The 22,479-nt window shown below is 54.8% G+C and carries 21 protein-coding genes and 1 tRNA gene; 14 read left to right on the top strand and 8 right to left on the bottom strand.

Annotation, left to right across the window (positions count from 1 at the left end; translation table 11 throughout):
* Nucleotides 1-89 precede the first annotated feature (89 nt).
* From R8377_RS05375 to R8377_RS05340, 8 genes are all read left to right on the top strand, one after another.
* Nucleotides 90-2,039, top strand: a complete 1,950-nt coding sequence (locus R8377_RS05375) for a RecQ family ATP-dependent DNA helicase (RefSeq protein ID WP_317642471.1) — start codon at nt 90-92, stop codon at nt 2,037-2,039.
* A gap of 65 nt (nt 2,040-2,104) precedes the next feature.
* A complete protein-coding gene (locus R8377_RS05370; RefSeq protein WP_425604990.1) occupies nt 2,105-2,602 on the top strand; it encodes an S-ribosylhomocysteine lyase in 498 nt (165 codons plus the stop codon).
* 244 nt (nt 2,603-2,846) lie between these two features.
* Nucleotides 2,847-3,449, top strand: coding sequence for a GNAT family N-acetyltransferase (locus R8377_RS05365; protein ID WP_317642470.1), 603 nt, complete (start codon nt 2,847-2,849; stop codon nt 3,447-3,449).
* A gap of 86 nt (nt 3,450-3,535) precedes the next feature.
* Nucleotides 3,536-4,894, top strand: coding sequence for an alanine racemase (gene alr / locus R8377_RS05360; protein WP_317643719.1), 1,359 nt, complete (start codon nt 3,536-3,538; stop codon nt 4,892-4,894).
* A gap of 123 nt (nt 4,895-5,017) precedes the next feature.
* Nucleotides 5,018-5,476 carry an Ohr family peroxiredoxin gene (locus tag R8377_RS05355; protein WP_317642469.1) on the top strand — a complete coding sequence of 153 codons (459 nt, stop codon included), beginning with the start codon at nt 5,018-5,020 and terminating at the stop codon, nt 5,474-5,476.
* An 89-nt stretch (nt 5,477-5,565) separates the two neighbouring features.
* Nucleotides 5,566-6,849: a deoxyguanosinetriphosphate triphosphohydrolase gene (locus tag R8377_RS05350; RefSeq protein WP_317642467.1), complete on the top strand. Its 1,284-nt coding sequence runs from the start codon at nt 5,566-5,568 to the stop codon at nt 6,847-6,849.
* Nucleotides 6,850-6,918: 69 nt separating this feature from the next.
* A complete protein-coding gene (gene dnaG / locus R8377_RS05345) occupies nt 6,919-9,012 on the top strand; it encodes a DNA primase (protein WP_317642466.1) in 2,094 nt (697 codons plus the stop codon).
* Nucleotides 9,013-9,048: 36 nt separating this feature from the next.
* Nucleotides 9,049-9,759 carry an HAD family hydrolase gene (locus tag R8377_RS05340; RefSeq protein ID WP_317642465.1) on the top strand — a complete coding sequence of 237 codons (711 nt, stop codon included), beginning with the start codon at nt 9,049-9,051 and terminating at the stop codon, nt 9,757-9,759.
* Between the two features lie 78 nt (nt 9,760-9,837).
* Here R8377_RS05340 and R8377_RS05335 read toward each other — a convergent pair whose 3' ends face one another.
* Nucleotides 9,838-10,614, bottom strand: coding sequence for an ABC transporter permease (locus R8377_RS05335; protein WP_317642464.1), 777 nt, complete (start codon nt 10,612-10,614; stop codon nt 9,838-9,840).
* Complete coding sequence (locus R8377_RS05330) at nt 10,611-11,546, bottom strand: ABC transporter ATP-binding protein (RefSeq protein ID WP_317642463.1); 936 nt, start codon at nt 11,544-11,546, stop codon at nt 10,611-10,613. Before R8377_RS05330 ends, R8377_RS05335 begins: the two co-directional genes overlap by 4 nt.
* Before the next feature lie 162 nt (nt 11,547-11,708).
* Between R8377_RS05330 and R8377_RS05325 the strand changes: the two genes are divergently transcribed.
* Nucleotides 11,709-12,383: a response regulator transcription factor gene (locus R8377_RS05325; RefSeq protein WP_317642462.1), complete on the top strand. Its 675-nt coding sequence runs from the start codon at nt 11,709-11,711 to the stop codon at nt 12,381-12,383.
* Complete coding sequence (locus R8377_RS05320) at nt 12,376-13,326, top strand: sensor histidine kinase (protein WP_317642461.1); 951 nt, start codon at nt 12,376-12,378, stop codon at nt 13,324-13,326. Before R8377_RS05325 ends, R8377_RS05320 begins: the two co-directional genes overlap by 8 nt.
* Before the next feature lie 29 nt (nt 13,327-13,355).
* On the opposite strand, the gene R8377_RS05315 is transcribed toward R8377_RS05320, so the two are convergent.
* The 6 genes from R8377_RS05315 to R8377_RS05290 form a co-directional block, all read right to left on the bottom strand.
* A complete protein-coding gene (locus tag R8377_RS05315) occupies nt 13,356-14,381 on the bottom strand; it encodes a threonine aldolase family protein (protein WP_317642460.1) in 1,026 nt (341 codons plus the stop codon).
* 145 nt (nt 14,382-14,526) lie between these two features.
* Entirely contained in the window at nt 14,527-15,477 is a 951-nt protein-coding gene (locus R8377_RS05310) for a hypothetical protein (RefSeq protein ID WP_317642459.1), read from the bottom strand.
* 159 nt (nt 15,478-15,636) lie between these two features.
* Nucleotides 15,637-16,284, bottom strand: coding sequence for a hypothetical protein (locus tag R8377_RS05305; protein ID WP_317642458.1), 648 nt, complete (start codon nt 16,282-16,284; stop codon nt 15,637-15,639).
* 270 nt (nt 16,285-16,554) lie between these two features.
* Nucleotides 16,555-16,630: transfer RNA gene (locus R8377_RS05300), tRNA-His, on the bottom strand.
* A 101-nt stretch (nt 16,631-16,731) separates the two neighbouring features.
* Nucleotides 16,732-17,175: an ASCH domain-containing protein gene (locus tag R8377_RS05295; protein WP_317642457.1), complete on the bottom strand. Its 444-nt coding sequence runs from the start codon at nt 17,173-17,175 to the stop codon at nt 16,732-16,734.
* A gap of 54 nt (nt 17,176-17,229) precedes the next feature.
* Complete coding sequence (locus R8377_RS05290) at nt 17,230-17,745, bottom strand: DNA-deoxyinosine glycosylase (RefSeq protein ID WP_317642456.1); 516 nt, start codon at nt 17,743-17,745, stop codon at nt 17,230-17,232.
* Nucleotides 17,746-18,033: 288 nt separating this feature from the next.
* Here R8377_RS05290 and rpsL point away from each other — a divergent pair, with 288 nt between their 5' ends.
* The 4 genes from rpsL (at nt 18,034) to tuf (ending at nt 22,416) form a co-directional block, all read left to right on the top strand.
* The gene (gene rpsL / locus R8377_RS05285; protein WP_317642455.1) at nt 18,034-18,405 is read left to right on the top strand and encodes a 30S ribosomal protein S12; all 372 of its coding nucleotides are present in this window, start codon (nt 18,034-18,036) and stop codon (nt 18,403-18,405) included.
* A 2-nt stretch (nt 18,406-18,407) separates the two neighbouring features.
* Nucleotides 18,408-18,878, top strand: coding sequence for a 30S ribosomal protein S7 (gene rpsG, locus R8377_RS05280; RefSeq protein WP_317642454.1), 471 nt, complete (start codon nt 18,408-18,410; stop codon nt 18,876-18,878).
* 24 nt (nt 18,879-18,902) lie between these two features.
* Nucleotides 18,903-21,029 carry an elongation factor G gene (gene fusA / locus R8377_RS05275; protein ID WP_317642453.1) on the top strand — a complete coding sequence of 709 codons (2,127 nt, stop codon included), beginning with the start codon at nt 18,903-18,905 and terminating at the stop codon, nt 21,027-21,029.
* A 187-nt stretch (nt 21,030-21,216) separates the two neighbouring features.
* The gene (gene tuf / locus R8377_RS05270) at nt 21,217-22,416 is read left to right on the top strand and encodes an elongation factor Tu (protein WP_317642452.1); all 1,200 of its coding nucleotides are present in this window, start codon (nt 21,217-21,219) and stop codon (nt 22,414-22,416) included.
* Nucleotides 22,417-22,479 lie beyond the last annotated feature (63 nt).

Below are 22,479 nucleotides of genomic sequence, written 5' to 3'. Positions count from 1 at the left end.
CTTATCCACAAGGCTGCTGGGGGCTTGAGTTTATGCACATTGCGTAGAAGGGGTGCGCTGGGGGAGCGTGGGCCATAGACTGGGAGACTATGACAGGAATGGATCAGGCGCGCGCCTCACTCAAGCAGTACTTCGGCTACGAATCCTTTCGCCCGGGCCAAGAAGGTTTGGTTTCGGCGATATTAGAGGGCCGCGACTGCCTCGGCGTGATGCCTACGGGAGCTGGAAAGTCCATCTGTTATCAGATTCCTGCCACCCTGGTAGAGGGCGTAACTATTGTGATTTCGCCGCTGGTTTCGCTCATGCGCGATCAGGTTGATAGTCTTGAGGATGCGGGCATTCACGCCGGTTTTGTCAACTCTACTCAGAGTCCAGACGAGCAAGCCTTGGTCTTATCTCAGGCAGCTCGGGGTGAGTGCAAACTGCTCTATGTGGCGCCCGAGCGATTGGGGGCGCCGCGGTTTATGGAGTTTGCCCAGCGCACACCGATTGGCCTGCTTGCGGTAGACGAGGCCCACTGTGTCTCCCAGTGGGGCCAGGATTTCCGGCCGGCTTATATGGGCATTGGTGACTTCATCGAGAGTCTGCCGAATCGGCCGCGAGTGGCTGCTTTTACCGCAACCGCTACGGAACAGGTGCGCCGAGATATCGTCAAGATGCTCCGCTTAGAAAACCCTTACTTGGCCGTTACTGGTTTCGACCGGCCCAACTTGTTTTTCGATGTGGTCAAGCTGGAAACCAAGGAGAAAAACGCTTGGGTCTGCCGCTATGCCAAAGACCACAAAGACGAATCGGGTATTGTCTACTGCGCCACCCGCAAGGAGACCGAAGCGCTGGCAGACATGCTAGAGCGCCACGGTATTCCTGCAACCAACTACCACGGTGGTTTAAGTCCGGACCAGAGAGATACGGCTCAGGCTGACTTCGTTAATGACGAAGTACAAGTCGTTGTAGCTACTAACGCTTTCGGTATGGGCATCGACAAGTCCAACGTGCGCTATGTGATTCACCACAACATGCCTGAGTCAATAGAGGCATACTATCAGGAGGCGGGTCGCGCTGGGCGAGATGGAGAACCTGCCCGCTGTACCTTGCTTTGGAATGAGTCAGATATCGTGACCCGCAGGCGTTTACTTGATTTGGATTCGGGCAACGAACGGCTGACGGGCGAGGAAGCCGAGGCAGTGCGCGCTGGGCACCGGCGGCTGCTCAACACGATGATTGGCTATTGCCGCACCACCGCCTGCCTTCACCAATACATGCTCAACTACTTTGGAGAGGAGGCAGCCCAGTCTGTCGCTGCTCCTTCTCCAGCAGCGGTTGAGGGGAGTGAAGAAGGTGTGCCAGGCTCGGACAAGAATCAGCAAGGCTGTGCGAATTGCTCCAACTGCCTCTCGACCTTCTCTACGATCGACGTGTCAGACATGGCCCGGGCCATATCGCGCTGCGTTCACGATGTGCACCAGGGCTTCGGCTCGGGCAAAATTGTACAGGTGCTGGTGGGGTCCAAGTCGCTAGACCTCTTGAGCCGACGATTAGACCGCTGCCCATCCTATGGAGCTTTGGAAGGTGTGAGCGTTGCTCGAGTGCGCGATGTCTTAAACCAGATGGCTTCCGACGGCTACCTTGCCATTACCGAAGGGCGCTTGCCCCTAGTACAGTTTGGCCCCAAAGCCGCTCAGACCGTGCAACCCGACTTCCACTATGAGATGAAGCAGGCCCAGCGCAAGCGGCTCACCGTGGCCTCGTCTAAAGCCTCGGGCAAGGCCTACGGTTCTACCAGCGCGGCCAGCGGTGGGGAAGAAATTGTCAGCGAAGAGCAAGAGCGCCTCTTCCAAGTCCTGCGCGAGGTGCGCACTAAGATTGCCCGCGAAATTGGCAAACCGCCCTATATCGTCTTCTCGGATAAGTCCCTGCGCGATATGTGCCGGGTCAAGCCCACTAGCGATGAAACTTTCCTTGAGGTTTCTGGCGTTGGCGAGCACAAGCTGGAGCTCTACGGCAAGCAGTTTATAGACGCTATTCGGGCGTTCAAGTAGGTAACGAGTATTGGCAAGTTGCCTTCGGCCGCCTAGAATGGAATCAAGGACGCATTGGTAAGTGTATGAAAGGACGTACTATGGCAGATAAGCCCTTAGTTGAGAGTTTTCAGCTTGACCACACTAAGGTGAAGGCCCCTTACGTGCGCTTAATTGACGAGCAGGAAGGCCCCAATGGAGACGTCATCTCCAACTACGACCTGCGCTTAGTTCAGCCCAACGAGAACGCCATTCCTACCGCTGGCTTGCACACCATTGAGCATACGATAGCTGTGTTGATGCGCGAGCGCTTAGACGGTTATATTGACTGCTCACCCTTCGGCTGCCGCACCGGCTTCCACCTGCTGGCATGGGGCCGCCACTCCACCGAAGAGGTTGCCAAAGCACTCAAGGAATCCCTAGAGTTCATCGCCAGCGAAGCAACTTGGGAAGATGTGCCAGGCACTGAAATCACTTCCTGTGGCAACTACCGCGACCACTCGCTCTTCTCGGCTAAGCAGTGGAGCCGAGACATCGTCGATGCTGGTATCTCTTCTGACCCCTTCGAGCGCAAAGTAGTGTGAGCGCAAACAGTAGTTTTTCTCTATGGGCAGGCTCTCCGGGGTTTGCCCATTTTTGTGCCTTCAGCGACTGCAATACTTGTGTTTTGCGCAAAGATAGGGAAGGGTGGACCGCGCTATTGACTGCTTCGCTCTGTGCGGACGAGCTATGGCTGTCCTGCGGCAACCGTTAAACTCGTGCTTCGGCAAATCCATCGGACCCACAAGGTCCAACGGATACGAACTCACCCAAGAATTGAGGTGTCCTTTGCAGCGTTCAAACCCCGGACAGCGTTGGCTGCGCCATGCCACGTTAGAAGACGTGCCTGCGATTGAAGAGATATATGCTCGCGCCCGGCAGGTCATGGCTGAGGCAGGCAATCCCGAGCAGTGGGGCACCAAATACCCCTTCCCAGAGATGATTGAAGCCGATATTCGTAACGGCAACACCTATCTGTTAGTAGACGATGCGGCGCTCGATTCAGAGGCAGCTGCAGCATCTACCTACGAACCTCCAGAATTGGAAGAAGTCCACGGCGAGCACGAGCGCATTATTGGTATCTTCTCCTTCTTCGACGGCATCGACCCCACCTACGTAGAGATTGACGGCGCCTGGTTAGATGACGACCCGTATATGACCATTCACCGGATGGCAGCCTCTGGCTTGGGCAAGAAAGCCGCGGCAGATATGCTCTCCTGGTGCATGCGTCACCACGCCAACGTCCGCGTAGACACCGGCCCCAAGAATTACGCCATGCAGCACATTTTGGAAGCCAACGGCTTTACCCGCTGCGGCATTATCGGAGTGCACGACGACCGCGACCCCAATATGGAGCCTATTCGCCTGGCCTACCAGCGCCACGACCGTTGACAAACACTAAGTGACATTCGTGCCGGTTCCGTTATAGTATCTGCGGAATCGGCATGTTTGGACCTAGAGTGGAGCACAATAGCAACATGAGTTTGAACGCAGCTCCTCAATGGGATTTTTCATCGGACACGGGCCGAGAAAACTACGAGCGCGCCCTAAAAGTTTACCCAGGGCAGGTCATCGTAGACCTAGCAGCCCTTGCCTCCAATATGAAGCAGCTGACACAAACGGTGGCAGTTTCGGGCTCAGACGCTCAGGTTATGGGCGTTATTAAAGCCGATGCTTACGGGCATGGCCTCATCCCGACCGCTCTGGCAGCGCTCGCTGGAGGAGCTACTTGGTTGGGTTCAGCTCAGCCTAGGGAGGCGCTTCTTTTGCGGCAGGCGGGCATTGGTCCTGATCGCTGCCGCATTCTGGTGTGGATGTACAACAGCGCAGCGGCACCCTTGCAAGAGCTTATTGAACACGACATTGATATTTCGGTGGGCTCGCTCATAGGCATTGCGCAGGTTGCCCAAGCAGCTCAGGCGCTGGGTCGGCAGGCCCGAGTCCATGTAGAGGTCGAAACCGGCTTTGGCCGCAACGGTTTCACCGCAGATTGCTTCGATCGAGCGTTGGCTGATTTGAAAGATGGAGCCCAGCGCGGTCTCTTCGACGTGGTGGGCTTGTGGAGCCATCTGGCCGTAGCAGACATGCCTCAGGTGAGTGAATTTGTGACGTCAACGGACGAGCAAATCAGTAATTTTGAAGCATTTTCCGAGCGTATGCAGGCAGCGGGGCTTGAGCCGCGGGTGCGTCACTTGGCCAATACTGCAGCGACTCTGACCCGACCAGAGATTCACTACGACCTCACCCGGCCTGGAATAGGTCTCTACGGCTACGAGCCGGACCCCTCTATGGGCACTCCGGCCAACTATCATCTGCATCCTGCTATGACAGTGCAGGCCCAGCTAGGCACCATTAAGGACCTACCAGCAGGGCACGGCATCTCTTATGGGCGCACATACGTAACTGAGCGTCCAACCTCAACTGCGATTATGCCTCTGGGCTATGCTGACGGCATCCACCGCTCGGCTTCGGGCTGCGATGCGGCCGGCTTTACTGGTCACGATCACTTGGGCGGTCCGGTTAGGGTGATGACCAAGAAAGGCCCTAAGTTGGTGCATGTTTCGGGGCGAGTCTGCATGGACCAATGCGTGCTCGATCTGCAAGGCATGGCTAGCGAGATGGGCGTGGCTGAAGGCGATACCGTCGTACTCTTTGGGCCGGGCAGGGGAGTGGATTACGCAGAGCCCACTGCCGACGATTGGGCCCTGAGTGCGCAGACGATTAGCTATGAAATATTCGTCTGCCTACGCAATCGCATTCCACGCTTGTACTTGCATGCGCCGCAGGTCTTGTCAGAAGAAGATTTGCTATTGCTCGACCCAGCCAGCATCTTATAAGATTCGCTATCTAGCATACTTGGGCCTGCTTAGGTGGGGGCATAATGTTGATTTGCTCACCTTCACATTACTCTTTGGGTCAAGCGCCTTGCATTTGCGCTCAGTTCGTGCTGAGATGAAGCTATGAGCACATATCAAGGAAAAGAACCAAGTACCATCTCTTACACTGCTGTGGCCGAGGTGACCGGTGGCCGCAATGGGCACGCTGAAAGCCACGAGCCAGACCTATCGCTCGATCTAGATACGCCTGTCGTAATGGGTGGCAAGGGCGAGGGAACCAACCCCGAGCAGCTCTTCGCTATTGGCTGGGGCGCCTGCTTCCAGGGAGCTATGGGCCTGGCTGGTAAAGAACTGCGTGTGGCCGCTACCAAGCTGGCTAAGAGCAAGGTGCGTACCCACATTTCTTTGGGAGACGAAGGAGAATCCTTCGGTATCAAGGCCAAGATTGAGGTCTACTTGCCCGACGTTGACAAGGAAACTGCCCAGAAGTTGGTAGACCGTACTCAAGAGCTCTGCCCTTACTCCAAGGCCACTCAGGGCAATGTGCCTACTGAATTGGTAATTGTAGACTCTCTCGACTAATCCGCTGGCGGCCGCTCCACTTGCTTCACAACGGCTTGGGGCGGCTGGTCAGTGCCTATATGCCCAGCCGGGTTGCAAAGGGGAAACCGATGGTAACCACGACGGACGGTGAACTCATCTTGAGTGCAGAAGGCTATCAAGAGGCAGATGAGGAGCGATGGGCTCCGGAGCCCCCCAAATCGCAGTCTCGCACCGCTTTTGAGCGCGATCGTGCCCGCTTAGTGCATTCCTCGGCCCTGCGCAGGCTGGGAGCTAAGACTCAAGTTTTAGTGGCTGGCTCTGACGACTTTGCTCGAACCCGACTGACTCACACGCTCGAAGTGGCCCAGATTGGCCGCCAGATTGGTGTGATGCTAGGCTGCGATCCCGATGTGGTGGACTGCGCCTGCTTGGCCCACGACCTAGGTCATCCGCCTTTTGGGCACAACGGCGAGCGGGCTTTGTCAGATATTGCCTCGGGCATTGGCGGTTTTGAGGGCAATGCGCAAACGATGCGTCTCTTGACCCGGCTTGAGCCCAAAGTATTTCATGACGACGGCCGCTCGGCGGGCGTGAATTTGACCCGTGCCGCCCTCGACGCTGCCGTAAAGTATCCCTGGACGCTGGCCGATGCGGCTGAGCATACCAAGGGGGAGCGCAGTCTCAAATATTGCGTCTACCCAGACGATGAGACGGTTTTCCGCTGGCTCAAGCAAGATGCGCCCGTCGGCTCTACTCCTATGGAATGCCAGGTGATGGACCTCTCCGACGACATCGCCTACTCGGTGCACGATGTCGAGGATGCTATTGTGGGCGGATCCTTCAATTCGATTGCTCTTACGGACCCGCGCATTATGGATGCGGTGGTTGCTTCGGCTCGCTCTTGGTACGGCAACCAGTGGAATGCTGACTTGTTACTTGAAGCGCTAGAACGGCTCAAGCCCTTACTGCCGGTTCACTTTAACGGTTCTCGCCGGGCTTTGGCTCAGCTGAAGAATCTGACTAGCGCTCTCATAGGCCGATTCGCAAATTCTGTTGAGCGAGCTACGCGCGCCCACTATGGACAGGGACCGCTAACCCGCTACTCAGCTTCGGTAATCATCCCTGAAGAGACTTCATACGAGATAGTGGCTTTGAAGGGCATTTCCGCTTATTTCGTGATGGAACCGCGCGAGCGCGACCCCTTCCATGACCGGCAATTGAAGATTATTACCGATTTGGTTGATGTGATGATGTCCGACTCTCCTAGGCCTTACGCTGCTTTGGAAAACGTCTTCTTGGAGGACTGGGCACAGGCCACCAACGACAGCGAACGCCTGCGGGTGGCCATCGATCAGGTGGCTAGCCTAACCGATGGCTCTGCGCTGGCCCTGCACTCATTGGTGTGCGCCTGACTCGCTACTCGTTCGTCCTAGGCTGAGGCATGTCGTCAACTTCCCTGCCCGCAGGTAGTCTTATACCTTATGCAGGGCATGATTAAGAAGGAAGACATCGAGAAGGTGCGCGCGACAGCGGACCTCTACGACATTGTGTCGGCAACCGTGACCCTAAAGCCCTCAGGATCGGGCACATACATGGGTTTGTGCCCCTTTCACGACGAAAAATCGCCTTCCTTTTCTGTGCGCCCAGCCTTAGGGGCCTGGCACTGCTTCGGCTGCGGCCTCGGTGGTGATGTCTTTGACTACGTCAAAAAGACTGAAAACGTTGAGTTTGGCGATGCCATTGAAATCTTGGCAGACCGCTACCACATTGAGCTCCACTACGATTCCAAGCGCCCCTCAAACCGGCAGGGTTCCAACCGCGCTCGGCTCATTGAAGCCAACGAAGAGGCTCAAAAGTTCTATGTCTCCCAAATCACTACCAAAGAAGCCTTGGCTGCCAGAAAGCTCCTCGGCGGCCGCAATTTTTCCCAAGAGGACTGCGCTTACTTTGGCTGCGGTTACGCCCCTCGCGGCTGGGACAATCTCGTGCGCTACTTGGCTTCCAAGGGCTTTACCCACCAAGAGATGATGGACGCAGGCCTAGCTCGTCGCGGCCCTCGCGGTGTCTACGATTACTTGCGGGGCCGGGCCACTTGGCCTATCCGCGACTCGGCAGGGCGCACTCTGGGCTTTGGCGCTCGCAGGCTCTACGAAGATGACAACATCCCCGCCAAGTACTTAAACACGCCTGACACCCCTCTCTATCGCAAGAATCAGGTGCTTTATGGCATTGACTTAGCGAAGAAGTCGATCGTCAAGAAGCGGCAAGTGGTCATCGTTGAGGGCTATACCGACGTGATGGCCTGCCATTTAGCAGGCGTTGACACGGCAGTTGCGACCTGTGGAACCGCTTTCGGCGAGGAGCACGCCAAGATTGTGCGCCGCCTCATTTCAGACGATGCCTTGGGCGGTATTCAGCTGGTTGGGCCTGCTCAGGGCTCACGCGTAGTCTTCACTTTCGACGGGGATGCAGCCGGTCAAAAGGCTGCCCTCCACGCATTCGGACTCGACGGCAGCTTCCTAACCCAGACCTTCGTGGCGGTGGCACAAGACGGCCTGGACCCTTGCGATTTGCGTATTCAGCATGGAGATGAGGCCGTGCAATCGCTGGTTACCAACGCCACTCCGCTCTACGATTTCGTAATCGACACCGCGGTAAACATGTTTGATACCCAGTACACGACTGGTCAGATGGGCGCGGTCAAGGCTGTGGCACCGGTGATTGCACAGATTCGCGACCGCTCCTTGGTGGGGCTTTACACTCGCAAGACTGCCAGACGCATCGGTGTAGAACTCGATGTCTTGACAGAACAGGTACGGCAGGCTCGGCGTGAGCTCAACGTCCACGGTGAAGATGCCTACGCCCCCCGTCACCACGCTTATGAGCCACAAAACAAGGCAAAAGCAGCCAATCCGTATGCGGATCCGGGAGAGCGTAAGCGCCTGCAAGGCCAAGATGCTGAGCAGCAGGGCTACTACCACATTGAGGATGCAGTCTTCATCTGTGAGCAGCAGTTTATGGGGCTTTTGATTCAGATCCCGCGCGCAATTGACAAGACTTCCTTCGCCCAGCTGAGCGATGACAACTTTGAAGTGCCTGTCTTCCGCTCGCTCTTCCAAGCTATTCAAGCTGCCGGCGGTATCCCTAGCGACGATGTGCCCCAGGGCTTGTGGATGCACAATCTCACTAAAGCAGCAGGGCCTCTATTGGAGTCAGCTATCAACGAGTTGGCAGTCATGCCGCTGCCCTTACCTCAGCAAGAGCAGGATGCTCCCGGGGTTGGTCCTCAGTTCGGCTTGGCAGGCGGCCAGGGGCGCGGACAAGAAGCTAATCGGCCGGCAGCAAACGCGGCAGCCGTGCAGTTGCGGCCAGCTACCGACGATGAAAAGCAGTATGCTACCGAACTCTTGGTGCGCCTGCTTGATGCCGGTTATATGCGCAAGATTGCAGCAACTAAGCACCAGATGAACCGCTTGCCCGACGGCGAAGAAAAGTTCGCACTGCTGGGGCAGATTACGAAGTTTGAGGCTGCTCGTAAAGACTTGCAGGACCAAATCTTCAACAACGCAGTCTAAGGCGCAGCAAGGCTCAGGACCATAGCTGCCCTTACCATGAATAGCATGACAAATCAGCAGCAGACAGCACTTACCCTACCCAAAGCAGTCTTTTGGGATATGGATGGCACCCTTATCGATTCTGAGCCCTACTGGCATGCCAGCGAGGTAGAGGTCGCCCGTAGTCATGGCGGCCAGTGGAGCCAAGAGTTGGGCTGGGAGTACTCCGGTTCTCCAGTTATCCGTGTGGCTACAGCTATCTGTGAGCGCGGCGCAGACGCTCCGGCCGAGCAGGTGAAGCAGGAGATTATCGAGGGTGTTGCCCGCCGTGAGCAGGAACAAATGCCTTGGATTGAGGGTGTTTCCGAGCTATTGCAAGCTCTTAAAGAGGCCGGTGTTCCTTCGGTTTTGGTCACTTCTTCGCCCCGTCACATTGCGCAGGTGGTGGTAGAGCAGGCTCCCGAAGGTGCCTTCGTAGGTTTTGTCTGCGGCGATGACGGTCTACCTATGAAGCCAGATCCAGCGCCCTACCTGCATGCTGCCAAGATGATAGGCATTGAGACGGGCGACTTGGCCTCGTGCATAGCGCTTGAAGACACTATCACCGGCATCACTTCGGCTGCCGCCTCTGGTATTACGACGCTGGCTTTTACCGGTGCCAATCCTACGGATACAAGCGCTGGTCCGCAGTTTACGTCAATTGATACTTACCTTGGACTGACTCCTGAGCGCTTGGGGGAGTATACAGCCCAGCGCCAAGCTCAGTAGCAAAGCGGTTGACATATAAAAAAGGGCCTAGGTTGCGTTTGCTTCCTAGGCCCTTCGTCTGTGTAAGCAGCTTGTACTCTACAGTTCCTTGTTGCGGATGATGAGGGCTGAACCGACGATAGTGAGTGCGAGTATGCCCAGAGACACGCCGATGTAGGGCCAGAGCTGGCTGCTGGTAATGATGGAAAGCGACACGTTCTGTGCCACAGTTACGAAGTCCACATACTTGAGCCAAGACCAGTGTGCGAAGAAGGTAAGCATGGCCACTGCAATAGGCCAGATAATGACAAATACCGCCGGTATGATTGTTGAGCCGGTTGCCATCAGCAGGATGATAGCAAGGCTGAAAATCACCGACATAAAGAAGGCAATAGCTATAGTCATCACTGCTGTGTCGCTCAGCAGCGTGCCCCAACTCTCGCCTATGCCGCGCCCCGCAATGAGACTGGTAATAATGGAAGCCGCGTAGTAGATAGCGGATAAGACTAATAAATCTACTAGGAGCACGACATACTTAGCTGCGATAAATTGTAGGCGGGAGATGCCTGAAATGAGCGTATTTTTGTATGTTTTCTGCGAGAATTCGTAGCCAACAACGATAACAAACAAGCCTATATAGAAGTACATTAACAGGCTAGATGACATGGTCATGGCCTTAACGCCAGTCAAGGCAGACCAAGACATCTGTGTCATCTCGGTCATTTGTTTACCTAAGTCTTCGTCTGTGACCATAACGCCGCCCACCTGCTTAGACGCGGTAATCAAGACGCTCAAGGCGATGGTCAGGGCAAGCAGTATATACAGACCCTTCGTGCGCGACTGCCGGTACAAGTCGGCTCTCATCTGGTTAATCATCGTTGCCCCTCCTCATCCTTGCGCTGCTGCTGGGCCATGAGGTTCAAATAATACTGCTCAAGTGAGCCCTCTTGCTTGCTAACATTCGTGACTCTGACGCCGCCCTGAACCAGCAATATGTTAATCTGCCCAGGGTCAGCCTCCTGCGAACGAATCAGCAAATGGTGGTTATCGCTTACATCGAAAGGTCCTATGCCGGCTTGTTCCAGGATTTGTGCGGCTAATGGCGCTTGGTCCACTTCAACCATGATGCCCGAACGATTGGCTGCATCCAGTTCTGCCCGGGTGAGTTCCTGCACAACTTGGCCCTTGTGGATGATGCCGAAGCGGGCGGAAACCTGGTAGAGCTCGCTCAAAATATGGCTAGAAATGAGAATAGTAGTCTGCTGGCGCTCGTTGAGCTGCTTCAAAAGCTGCCTAAATTCCTTAATGCCAGAAGGATCCAAACCGTTTATGGGCTCGTCCAAAATCAGAAAATCTGGGTGGTGAAGGATGGCCATAGCTAAGCCCAGCCTCTGGCGTTGGCCCAGGGAGAGATGCTTGGCCTTGTCTTTGCGCTTCTGACTCAGACCCACAAACTCAATGGCTTCTTCGATGTCCGAAGACCCGGTGAGACCGTGCTGAATAGCAGCGAGCTTGAGGTTTTCTTCCACGCTCAACTTTTCAAAAGCTGCCGGGCTCTCAATCACAGCACCAATGCGGCTGAGCGAGTGCTGACTGGAACCTACCTGCTCGCCCAGCAGGCTGATGGTGCCTGACTGCATGGGAGAGAGTCCAGTAATCAGCCTCATGAGTGTGGTCTTGCCGGCTCCGTTTTCCCCAATGAGGCCATAAATATCGCCCTTGCGTACTGCAAGGTTCACGTGGTTTAGCGCTTGGAACTTCCCAAAGCGTTTGCTCACGTCGCGAATATCGAGCGCTATGCTGTCCATGCGAGCTTCCTTTCTGTTGTCGATAGCTCTAGCCTATGGGATAGCTATAAAGCAAACCTTCAAGAAAATCTTAAGAAAAGCTAAAGTTTTCCCGCCCTCTGCCGGCCGGGCGCTGCTCGCAAGATAGAATGCCTATGGAGGCCGAGCGTGGAAGGGAAGCCGATGGCAACAATCCTAGTCGTGGAAGACCACCAAGATATACAAGACCTTTTACGAGACGTGTTAAGTCCGGACTACCAGCTCATTCAAGCCTTGAGCGGCTCTGAAGCCATCGCGCGCTTTAACGAGGCCGAGCCAGACCTAGTGCTCCTTGATCTCATGTTGCCGGGAGTGACCGGAGAGAGCGTCTTGAGTTGGATTCGCAAGTTTTCGGCTGTGCCTGTCATCGTCCTTACAGCCGTGCAAGACAAGAGTCGGACCGTTGCCCTGCTCAACAAGGGTGCCAACGACTATCTGACTAAGCCTTTCGATATCGACGAACTGCGCGCTCGCATCCAAGTTCAGTTGCGGGCGGGGCAAGAATCACAAAGCAGCAGTGCTGAGCTGATGGAATGCGAGGGCCTGCGTGTAGATCCCACCTCACGTAGGGTATGGGTAGGGGAGGAGGAGCTGAGTCTGCCGAAAAAGGAGTTTGCCCTACTGACGCTTATGCTCAAGCGCCCCCAGCAAGTGTTCGACAAGGCCAGTCTCTACGAAGCGGTTTGGGAGCAGTCCTATATGAATGCTGAAAATACGCTCAATGTGCACTTAAGCAACTTGCGTACCAAGCTCAACGAGGCGGCAGGACAGCAGAGATACATTGTATCGGTCTGGGGAATTGGGGTTCGACTTGTTTGAGGCAGTCATACTGATAGTTATTCTCATTATTGCACTGATTCTACTGGCGGGATGGCTGGGCTTGCTCATCGCCGACCTGCGGCGCATGACCCGAGATCTGGACTACATTAACCGCAAAGACACCAATGCCAGCGTCACAGCCAACACTTCCCTAAGCGATACCCGACGGCTCGCGGCGGCCATTAACACAAACCTGAACCAAGCTAAGTGGCTGCAACAGCAGCAATTCAGTCAAGAACTACGGGTGAGGCAGATGCTTACTAACCTCACGCACGACATCAAAACGCCGCTCACGGTTGCCCGTGGCTACGTGCAGCTCATGGGGGAGGGAAGCCAAGGTGAACTAGCGCTTGCCAGTAGTAAGGCCGCGTCGAGCTTAGATTCGGTGGACTACTACCTGCGATATTTGATGGACTACACGCTGGTGCAAGAAAAGAGCCAGTCGCTCGCCCTTAGTCAGGTTGACTTCTCTAAGCTGGTGCAGGAAGACTTGTTCAATGTTTTTGACCAATTAAGTGCTCGGGCAGTGGCGATTGAGCCCTATATCGAGAGCGGCATTATGCTCACGAGTGACGAAACCCTACTGCATCGAATCGTGCAAAACCTCATTGGTAATTGGCTTAAATATGCCTCTCGCAGTGCCCAAGTTCACCTGCGGCGGGTGTCGAATGGGCAGGTGGAGCTAAGCCTCAGCAACGAAACTGATCAGCCGTTTGTGAGCGCCCAGCGGCTTCTTGAGCGATTTGAGGCTTCTCCGGCGCTCGCCACGAATTCTGAGGGCATGGAAAGTTCGGGGCTAGGGCTGAGCATTGTTCAAGAGTTGGTAGCCACGCTTGGGGGCAGCATGAATTTGGAGGCGAACCCCGGTAGGTTTGCAGTTCACATTCGTTTGCCCGAGTTTCAGGGCAAACGAAAAGCCGCTCCCTCAGGACTACAATCTTGAGAAAGCGGCCTTTGCGGGTCCGTTATGGCTTAGAGCAGCTCAGCTAGGGCCTGTGCGTCTTCCATTCTGGTGGCCCAAGATGTGGCGAAGCGGATAACGGTGTGGTTGGCGTCCTTGCGCTCCCAGAAGTCGAAGTTGACCTTCTGTTTGAGCTCAGTCATCTTAGTGTTTTCGAGCACCACGAAGGTCAAGTTGGTGGGGGATTCGATAAAGAACTCGTAACCCTTGTCTTGCAAGGCCTTCCGGATAACCTGAGCGGTTTCGATAGCGTTGTGGCTAATGCGGGTATAAAGATCATCGGTAAATAAGGTATCGAACTGCACTCCTAGCAAACGCCCCTTGGCCAGCAGTCCGCCCCTGCGCTTAATGAGCGTGGAGAAGTACTTGGGAGCATCGCCCTTGGGGAAGACCACGGCCTCGCCGCACAGCGCTCCGACCTTGGTTCCGCCAATATAGAATATGTCAGCCAAGTTGGCGATATCTTGCAAGGTCACATCAGCGCCAGGAGCCACCAAGCCGTAGCCCAAGCGAGCGCCGTCAATGTAGAGCGGAATCCCATACGCGCGGCAAATGTCGTGCAGCTCCTCCAGCTCAGCCTTTGAGTAGAGCGTGCCGTACTCGGTTGACCAAGAAATGTAGACCATGCCGGGGAAGACCATTTGCGCGTGGTTTGCGTCCGCCCAGAAGGTCTCCAAATACTCGCGCAGGGCAGCGGCTGGCATCTTACCGTCAACTCCGGGAATGGTAAGCACTTTATGGTCGCTAGCTTCGATGGCACCGGCTTCGTGTACGCTCACATGTCCGGTGTCGACGGCCACTACGCCCTGATACTGCTCAAGGACTGAGGAGATGACAATCTGGTTGGTCTGCGTGCCGCCGGAGATGAAGAAGACCTGGGCGTCGGGTTTGCCACAAGCTTGAGCAATCTTCGCTTGAGCCGAGCGCGTGTAGCTATCAGCTCCGTAACCGGGCTCCTGCTCCATATTGGTATCGACCAATCGCTGCAAGACTTCGGGGCAAGCGCCCTCAGAATAATCATTGACAAAGTTCAGCATCGTAGCTCCTCGCGTATCGACCGGCCAGTGTATTCCTGCAATTGTACTGGCTGAGATAGCGCAAGCGGGGCGAGTGTCTCACCTGCTGACCCTCGTCCCGCTTACGAGCTGGTAATGCTGATTAGCTCACCAGTGCATTCATTACTTAGTTCTTCCAGCGCAAGCGACCATCCGAGGCCACTCGGCAGGTGAGAATATTGCTGCTGCGGTCGGACTGAGCTTGTGCTCCCTCGGGAGAGCAGAAAGCGCCTCCGTGAGCGCTGCCACCGGATCGGGGTTGTACTTGTGGCTGAGCGGGTGCTGGTGCCGGAGCTGGTGCAGCAGGGGCCGGGGCTGCCGGTGCAGGAGCAGCTGGTGTATTGGCGTTCGGAGCTGCTGGCTGGGTTGCTGTCTCTTGAGCCTTTTGCGCCTGCTGAGCTGCTTCCTGCTGGGCTTGGGCCTCTTTTTGTTTCTGCTCTTCTTCGGCTTTCTTCTTGTCTGCGGCCTCTTGTGCAGCCTTGTCTTCTGCGGCCTTCTTGTCGGCTTGTTCCTTATCCCACTTCTCAGCTTTCTCCTTGGCCTTCTTCAAGTCTTTCTCAGAGTCGTTGAGTTTTGACTTAGTGGACTTCAAGTCTTTTTGCGTGGACTTGAGCTCATCTCGCACCTGCGAATACTGCCCGTCGAGCTTCTTGTAAGCACTAGAATCTTTGGGATCGTCGGAACCACTGTTTCCTATATTGAAACCAATAAAAAGCGCGACGAGAACTGCCAGAATCGACTTCCAAGGCAGCTGTTTCTGGCCCTTGCTATTCTGATGATTTGGCCCAGTAGGTCCAGAAGTCTTACCTGCTCCTTGCGTGGGAACGCTTGGCGGCATTGCTGCTAGGGGAGGCTGCCCGGCTTGCGTGCCGACATTGCCCGGCACCGGTGGCATAGTTTGCGTGGGAAGTTCTTGAGGTTGGGTGCCGCTTATAGTTGCATCCACATCGCTAGGATTGCCTTGCATTCCCTGCGTCTGCGGCAACATCTGAGTCTGATCCTGTTCGAGACCAAAAGATGCCGCAAACTGCCCATCCTGTGCTTGTGAGCGTTTGAATTTCTTGCCAAAAGCCGTCATCGGCTAACCTCTCCCCAAGTGCGGCTCCCCGGAGTCCGCATGTCAATTTTTAACCAATCCACCATATCAGCTTGGGTGAACCCTTTATACAAGGAGCGCGATATCAGTATTCGCAACTCATGCTTGTGTTGAGTTACACCTGCAAAAGCGTTGGCAGTATCAGTCCTTCCAGCGTAGGTTGCCGTCGGAGGCCATTTTGCAGGTGAGAATGCGCCTACTGCTGCGGTCTGATACGCCTTGCGCGCCTTCGTTGGTGCAGAAGGTGCCGCCACTGACAACATCTAGCTCATTAAGCTGAGCGTCAGAGGGAGCTTGCGCTCTGCGATTCTCACGCTCTGCTCGTTCTGCAGCCTTGCGCTCCTCTTTAGCTGCTTTCTCTGCAGCTTTTTGCTTTTCTTTGGCTGCTTTCTCAGCTGCTTTGCGTTCTTCCTTAGCGGTTTTTTCAGCTTGCTTGGCGGCATCGCGCGCAGCATCCTGTTCAGCCTCGGTTTGCTCTTTCGTGGCCTTCGCGTTGTCTTTACGCTCATCTTTCAAATCATCTTGAGCGTCTTTAAGCCGGTCCTTAGTGGAATCTAGCTCTTCTTGACTGGCATGCAAGTCGCTCTTGACTTGGTTGTACTGCCGTTCTAGCTGGCGGTATTCGTGCGTATCTTTCGCTCGAACTTGTTGCGAAGAGCTAATAGTAAACCCAGCTGCAAATCCAATAATAAGAATGAGCAAGGCTGCCAAGATAGGCTTCCAGTTCGGTCCTTTGCTTGTGCTGTTGGCCTCTTCAGTCGCCTCTGACTGCTTTTCGCTCTGACTCATCGTAAACAATTCCCCCATTCGTGCATTCCTGCGCATTCATTTTTTTAACCCCAATCCTAGCAAGCCGGCGCGAGTTCCTAACTCGAGTGCCGGTTTAAACATACAGCGTTTGGAATCACGCGTTGGGGTTAAAAGCCAAAAATGTAGGACGCGCTCGCGGATTTGGTTTTGCGAATTATGGCACACAAATGGGGCACAAGTCTTGCTTGGTTATGGTCTGGTTTTGGGTAAAGTTAAACCCCTAATCCGTTGGGGAGTAGGGGTTTGATGTGGGGTGGCTAACGCGGCTCGAACGCGCGACCTCCTGAACCACAATCAGGTGCTCTACCGACTGAGCTATAGCCACCATGTGCAGTCAAGGTATTTCACCTTCCTGCAACAGATGACTACTCTACACTATGCCCTGACATAGCACGCCGATAAAGGCTAATTTCTTTGCTGACATGCTTAGGAGTTGGTATGAATCCTTGAAACGACGAGGAAACGCTCTAATACTACTTCCGTGTCGTCATCTACAGCAAATTCCGGATCCCGTAGTTTAGAACGCATTTCTGGGCACTGCCAAAAAGCTGTGTGCTTGATGCGCCAGCTTTCTATAGTTTTATCTCCCTCGCCCTCGTCAATAGCATGACGCAGGTCTACTGAGCTGAGTGAAACAACCTTGATTTGTGTGGTTTCTAAGATAGCAAGTGGTTGTTCATGCGAATCAACAAGTACGCTGCGATCGCCCACGGATTCGATGGGCTCTCCGGATAGTTGATATTGTGCCAGCAGACTGGTAGTTGCAGTTTTTCGGCCAGTGAGAATGGCCTCTACGAGTGCGTTACGAAGTGGGCCAGGAAAACCGAACTCGGCCTTAGGTAGGTCTTGCCAATTTGCATCTTTACTCATGCATTCGCTCCTCATAGTTACATCTCTTTACTACGCATGTTGTTCAGACTCGTACTACTTTCGCAACCCTAAGGCTAGCAGGAGTGGACTGTATGCACTACACAAGGTGTCCAAAACCATTGCAGCATTGGCTGGACTGGTGGAGGGTAAGGATGTCAGCGGCAGAGATATGTTGTTTTCGTTGAGTTGGGGCAGTACGAGTTTGCGGTAGAGCTGAGTGGCCTTACTGCCGGAGGTAAAAACGCTGGTTATTGGAGCTTGGCTAAGGATCGGCTTCAAGTCGTTCGCGACAGCGTTAGTAATGGTGGAATCTTGAGCCCCTGTTATGTCACAGGAAGCGATAACATCCCACAAGGCTACGTGATTGCTGAGAAGAAAGTTTGTGCGCTCTTCAATACTTTCTCCAATTTCCGTCTTCAGAAGCTGTGCCATCAGGGGCCAGAAGCGGTTGCGTGGATGCATAAAGTAGAATCCGACCTCGCGAGACTTGGGGCTGGGCATAGATCCTAGTATCAATACTCGGCTCTCACGGTTCCAAACCGGTCCGAAACCGTGTTCTACATGTTCCATACGTTCAGTATATGCGCGGGGTGGCTGAGTAGTTGTATTTGTCTGGCTAGGGTGTGTGTTAATCTTAAAGAATGTGTGTGCCAGCGGCATGCCTTATGTAATAGGAATGAGCGCTGGGGTATCCTGACAATCCGTTAGATTGCGCGCAGTAATGCGTCAGCAGGAGGATTGCGGGCCATCGGGCCGGTGGACTGTGGCTGCTTTACTCTTCGATAAGTCGAGTTGGGGCTGCAGTGAGGCGGCTTCACTACCGACAGAACAAGTTGGATAAGAATCGGAGAGAATCAGTTGCCAACAATTGAACAGCTCGTCCGTAAAGGACGCAAGGCCAAGACTCGTAAGTCTAAGACTCTGGCCTTGAAGGGCAGCCCGCTTCGTCGCGGCGTCTGCACCCGTGTGTACACCACAACCCCAAAGAAGCCGAACTCGGCATTGCGTAAGGTTGCTCGTGTGCGTTTGAGCTCCGGCGTTGAGGTCAGCGCCTACATTCCTGGCGAGGGCCACAACCTGCAGGAGCACTCCATCGTGCTTGTGCGCGGTGGTCGTGTCAAGGATTTGCCAGGCGTACGTTACCACATCGTGCGCGGCGCGCTCGATACGCAGGGTGTCAAGGATCGCAAGCAGGGTCGTTCCCTGTACGGAGCAAAGAGGGCTAAGTAAGCATGTCACGCAAAGGACCAGCTAAGAAGCATCAGCTGCTGCCAGACCCGATTTATGGTTCGACGGTCGTTGCCCAGCTGATTAACAAGATTCTGCTCGATGGTAAGAAGTCCATCGCAGAAGACATCGTCTACACGGCCTTAGAGCAGGTCAAGACCAAGACCGACCAGGAGCCGGTTGCTGTCTTGAAGCGCGCTTTGGACAACATCCGCCCATCTCTCGAAGTTCGCTCCCGCCGTGTCGGTGGCGCTACTTACCAGGTGCCTGTGGAAGTTAAGCCAAACCGTGCAAACACGCTCTCCCTGCGCTGGCTGACTGATTTCAGCCGTGCACGCCGTGAGAAGACTATGGCCGAGCGTTTGGCAAACGAGATTCTCGATGCCTCGAACGGTCTGGGCGCATCTGTGAAGCGTCGCGAAGATACCCACAAGATGGCAGAGGCCAACAAGGCCTTCGCTCATTATCGCTGGTAATCAAGAGAGCGAGAACAAGGAATTATGGCACAAGACGTGCTTACCGACCTCACGAAGGTCCGTAACATCGGCATCATGGCCCACATCGATGCCGGCAAGACAACGACGACCGAGCGTATTCTGTACTACACGGGCGTTAACTACAAGATTGGCGAAACCCACGACGGCGCTTCGACCATGGATTGGATGGACCAGGAGAAAGAGCGCGGCATCACCATTACGTCTGCCGCAATCACTGCTTTCTGGAACCGTCAATCTCACGACACCGGTGACCGCTATCAGGTCAACATCATCGACACCCCCGGCCACGTGGACTTCACGGCCGAGGTGGAGCGCTCCTTGCGCGTGCTCGATGGCGCTGTAGCAGTCTTCGACGGTAAGGAAGGCGTTGAGCCTCAGTCCGAGACCGTGTGGCGTCAGGCAGACAAGTATGGAGTGCCCCGTATTTGCTTCATCAACAAGATGGACAAGTTGGGTGCCAACTTCTACTACTCTGTCGACACCATCAAGGAGAAGCTCGGCGTTAAGCCGCTCGTTATGCAGCTGCCTATTGGCTCTGAGAACGACTTCCGCGGCGTAGTCGACTTGGTCCGCATGGTTGCCTACTACTGGAAGGACGGCCAGGATCTCGGTGCTCACTATGACACCATCGAGATTCCGGAAGACCTGAAGGAAAAGGCTGAGGAATATCACACTCAGCTGATTGAGGCAGTAGCCGAATCCGACGAGTCCTTGATTGAAAAGTACTTGGGCGGCGAAGAAATTTCTGAGCCTGAGATTCGCGCAGCAGTGCGTAAGATGACGATTGCTCAGGAAGCTTTCCCCGTCTTCTGCGGTTCCGCTTTCAAGGATAAGGGCGTGCAGCCCATGCTCGACGCTGTGGTAGATTACCTGCCCAGCCCTGAGGATGTGCCTGCTATCAAGGGTTACAAGGTTGGCGACGAGACTGTTGAAGTCGATCGTAAGCCCAGCCCAGAAGAGCCCTTCTCTGCTCTGGCTTTCAAGGTTGCTACTCACCCCTTCTACGGCAAGCTCATTTATGTGCGTGTCTACTCCGGTAAGGTAACCCAGGGCGACACCGTCTTGGATTCCACCAAGGGTAAGAAGGAGCGCATTGGTAAGCTCTTCCAGATGTCTTCTAACAAGGAGAACCCGGTTGAGGATGCTATTGCAGGCAACATTTACGCCTTCGTTGGTCTCAAGAACGTCACCACCGGTGATACTCTGTGCGACGAGAAGGAGCCTGTAACTCTGGAGTCCATGACCTTCCCTGAGCCTGTGATTCAGTTGGCTGTAGAGCCCAAGACCAAGGCTGATCAGGAGAAGATGGGTATTGCTCTTCAGAAGCTTTCCGAAGAGGACCCCACCTTCCAGGTCAAGACCGACGAAGAGTCCGGCCAGACGCTGATTTCCGGTATGGGCGAGCTCCAGCTCGACATTCTGGTCGATCGTATGCGCCGCGAATTCCATGTGGAATGCAACGTTGGTAAGCCTCAGGTGGCATACCGCGAGACCATCCGCAAGGCGGTCATGAACCAGGATTACACGCACAAGAAGCAGACCGGTGGTTCTGGCCAGTTTGCAAAGGTGCAGATGAACTTCGAGCCTTTGGATACCACCGAGGGCGAGACCTACGAGTTCGAGAACAAGGTCACTGGCGGCCACATCACCAAGGAATTCATTCCTTCGATTGATGCTGGTGTCCAGGAAGCTATGGAGTCCGGTATTCTTGCAGGCTTCCCTGTAGTAGGCGTTAAGGCTACCGTCGTTGACGGTCAGATCCACGATGTCGACTCCTCGGAAATGGCCTTCAAGATTGCAGGCTCTATGTGCTTCAAGGAGGCTGCTCCTAAGGCCAAGCCCGTCATTCTCGAGCCCATCATGGCCGTAGAAGTACGTACGCCTGAAGAGTACATGGGTGATGTCATGGGAGATATTAACTCTCGTCGTGGCAACATCCAGTCTATGACTGATGCAACCGGTGTCAAGGTAATTGATGCCAAGGTGCCACTGTCAGAGATGTTTGGTTACATTGGCGACTTGCGTTCCAAGACTCAGGGTCGCGCCATGTTCACCATGCAGATGGACTCTTATGCTGAGGTTCCTAACAGCGTCAGTGAAGAGATCATCAAGGCACAGCGCGGCGAGTAAGTTTCGCTTGACATGCCGTCAGCGGAATCTGAGCTAGCTTTCTGTCTCAAGTCAGCGTTAGACTTTCTAACGCTGACTGGGCGGAGGGCATAAGTGGCGAAGATCCCAATTACCCAGTAATATGTAGCGAGTGTCTTGTGCGTGGTTCGCACAAACAAACTACGAGACGTCCAGGAGGACAAACACAATGGCAAAGGAAAAGTACGAGCGGACTAAGCCGCACGTTAACATTGGCACCATCGGCCACGTCGATCACGGTAAGACCACCCTGACCGCCGCCATCTCCAAGGTGCTGCACGATGAGTACCCGGACATCAACCCCGAGTACGATTTCGACCAGATTGATGCTGCTCCTGAGGAGAAGGATCGTGGTATCACGATCAACATCGCTCACATTGAGTATCAGACTGAGAAGCGTCACTATGCTCACGTCGATTGCCCAGGCCACGCCGACTTCGTGAAGAACATGATCACCGGTGCTGCCCAGATGGACGGCGCTATCCTCGTGGTAGCTGCAACCGATGGCCCTATGGCTCAGACTCGCGAGCACGTTCTGCTCGCTCGCCAGGTAGGCGTGCCGAAGATCCTCGTTGCCCTGAACAAGTGCGACATGGTCGAGGACGACGAGCTCATCGAGCTCGTTGAAGAAGAAGTTCGCGATTTGCTGGACGAGAACGGTTTCGACCGCGAGTGCCCAGTCATTCGTACTTCTGCTTACGGTGCACTGCACGACGATGCTCCCGATCACGACAAGTGGGTCGAGACCGTCAAGGAACTGATGAACCAGGTCGACGAGTACATTCCTACTCCTGTCCACGATCTGGACAAGCCCTTCCTGATGCCTGTCGAGGATGTTTTCACCATCTCCGGCCGTGGCACCGTGGTTACCGGTCGTGTGGAGCGCGGCAAGCTCGCCGTCAACTCCAGCGTCGAAATCGTTGGTATCCGTGACACCCAGTCCACCACCTGCACCTCCATCGAGACTTTCCACAAGCAGATGGACGAGGCAGAGGCTGGCGATAACACTGGTCTGTTGATGCGTGGTATCGGCCGTGAAGACGTTGAGCGTGGCCAGGTTGTGGCTGCTCCCGGCTCCGTGACCCCTCACCACAAGTTCGAGGGCGAAGTCTACGTGTTGACTAAGGATGAGGGTGGACGCCACTCGCCGTTCTTCTCCAACTACCGTCCTCAGTTCTACTTCCGTACCACCGATGTCACCGGCGTTATCACCCTGCCGGAAGGTGTCGAGATGGTTCAGCCTGGCGACCACGCCACCTTCTCTGTCGAGCTGATTCAGCCCGTCGCAATGGAGGAAGGCCTGACCTTCGCAGTTCGTGAAGGCGGCCACACGGTCGGCTCAGGTCGAGTCACCAAGGTGATCGAGTAGTTCACTAGCACTTATGTGCTATAGCCGGTAAGGCTTGCATAAGGCCCCGGAGTGTCTATACGC

Source organism: Bombiscardovia apis (assembly GCF_033095945.1).
GTDB classification, from domain to species: Bacteria; Actinomycetota; Actinomycetes; order Actinomycetales; family Bifidobacteriaceae; genus Bombiscardovia; species Bombiscardovia apis.
This window is presented reverse-complemented; position numbering and strand designations above follow the sequence as displayed.

What these genes read in the sequence shown, in the direction of transcription:
- fusA (WP_317642453.1), top strand. Translation starts at nt 18,903, where the DNA reads ATGGCACAAGACGTGCTTACCGACCTCACGAAGGTCCGTAACATCGGC.
- R8377_RS05305 (WP_317642458.1), bottom strand. Translation starts at nt 16,284, where the DNA reads ATGAGTCAGAGCGAAAAGCAGTCAGAGGCGACTGAAGAGGCCAACAGC.
- R8377_RS05290 (WP_317642456.1), bottom strand. Translation starts at nt 17,745, where the DNA reads ATGGAACATGTAGAACACGGTTTCGGACCGGTTTGGAACCGTGAGAGC.
- R8377_RS05315 (WP_317642460.1), bottom strand. Translation starts at nt 14,381, where the DNA reads ATGCTGAACTTTGTCAATGATTATTCTGAGGGCGCTTGCCCCGAAGTC.
- alr (WP_317643719.1), top strand. Translation starts at nt 3,536, where the DNA reads ATGAGTTTGAACGCAGCTCCTCAATGGGATTTTTCATCGGACACGGGC.
- R8377_RS05295 (WP_317642457.1), bottom strand. Translation starts at nt 17,175, where the DNA reads ATGAGTAAAGATGCAAATTGGCAAGACCTACCTAAGGCCGAGTTCGGT.
- R8377_RS05340 (WP_317642465.1), top strand. Translation starts at nt 9,049, where the DNA reads ATGAATAGCATGACAAATCAGCAGCAGACAGCACTTACCCTACCCAAA.
- R8377_RS05350 (WP_317642467.1), top strand. Translation starts at nt 5,566, where the DNA reads ATGGTAACCACGACGGACGGTGAACTCATCTTGAGTGCAGAAGGCTAT.
- dnaG (WP_317642466.1), top strand. Translation starts at nt 6,919, where the DNA reads ATGCAGGGCATGATTAAGAAGGAAGACATCGAGAAGGTGCGCGCGACA.
- R8377_RS05355 (WP_317642469.1), top strand. Translation starts at nt 5,018, where the DNA reads ATGAGCACATATCAAGGAAAAGAACCAAGTACCATCTCTTACACTGCT.
- R8377_RS05325 (WP_317642462.1), top strand. Translation starts at nt 11,709, where the DNA reads ATGGCAACAATCCTAGTCGTGGAAGACCACCAAGATATACAAGACCTT.
- R8377_RS05330 (WP_317642463.1), bottom strand. Translation starts at nt 11,546, where the DNA reads ATGGACAGCATAGCGCTCGATATTCGCGACGTGAGCAAACGCTTTGGG.
- R8377_RS05335 (WP_317642464.1), bottom strand. Translation starts at nt 10,614, where the DNA reads ATGATTAACCAGATGAGAGCCGACTTGTACCGGCAGTCGCGCACGAAG.
- rpsG (WP_317642454.1), top strand. Translation starts at nt 18,408, where the DNA reads ATGTCACGCAAAGGACCAGCTAAGAAGCATCAGCTGCTGCCAGACCCG.
- tuf (WP_317642452.1), top strand. Translation starts at nt 21,217, where the DNA reads ATGGCAAAGGAAAAGTACGAGCGGACTAAGCCGCACGTTAACATTGGC.
- R8377_RS05375 (WP_317642471.1), top strand. Translation starts at nt 90, where the DNA reads ATGACAGGAATGGATCAGGCGCGCGCCTCACTCAAGCAGTACTTCGGC.
- R8377_RS05370 (WP_425604990.1), top strand. Translation starts at nt 2,105, where the DNA reads ATGAAAGGACGTACTATGGCAGATAAGCCCTTAGTTGAGAGTTTTCAG.
- R8377_RS05310 (WP_317642459.1), bottom strand. Translation starts at nt 15,477, where the DNA reads ATGACGGCTTTTGGCAAGAAATTCAAACGCTCACAAGCACAGGATGGG.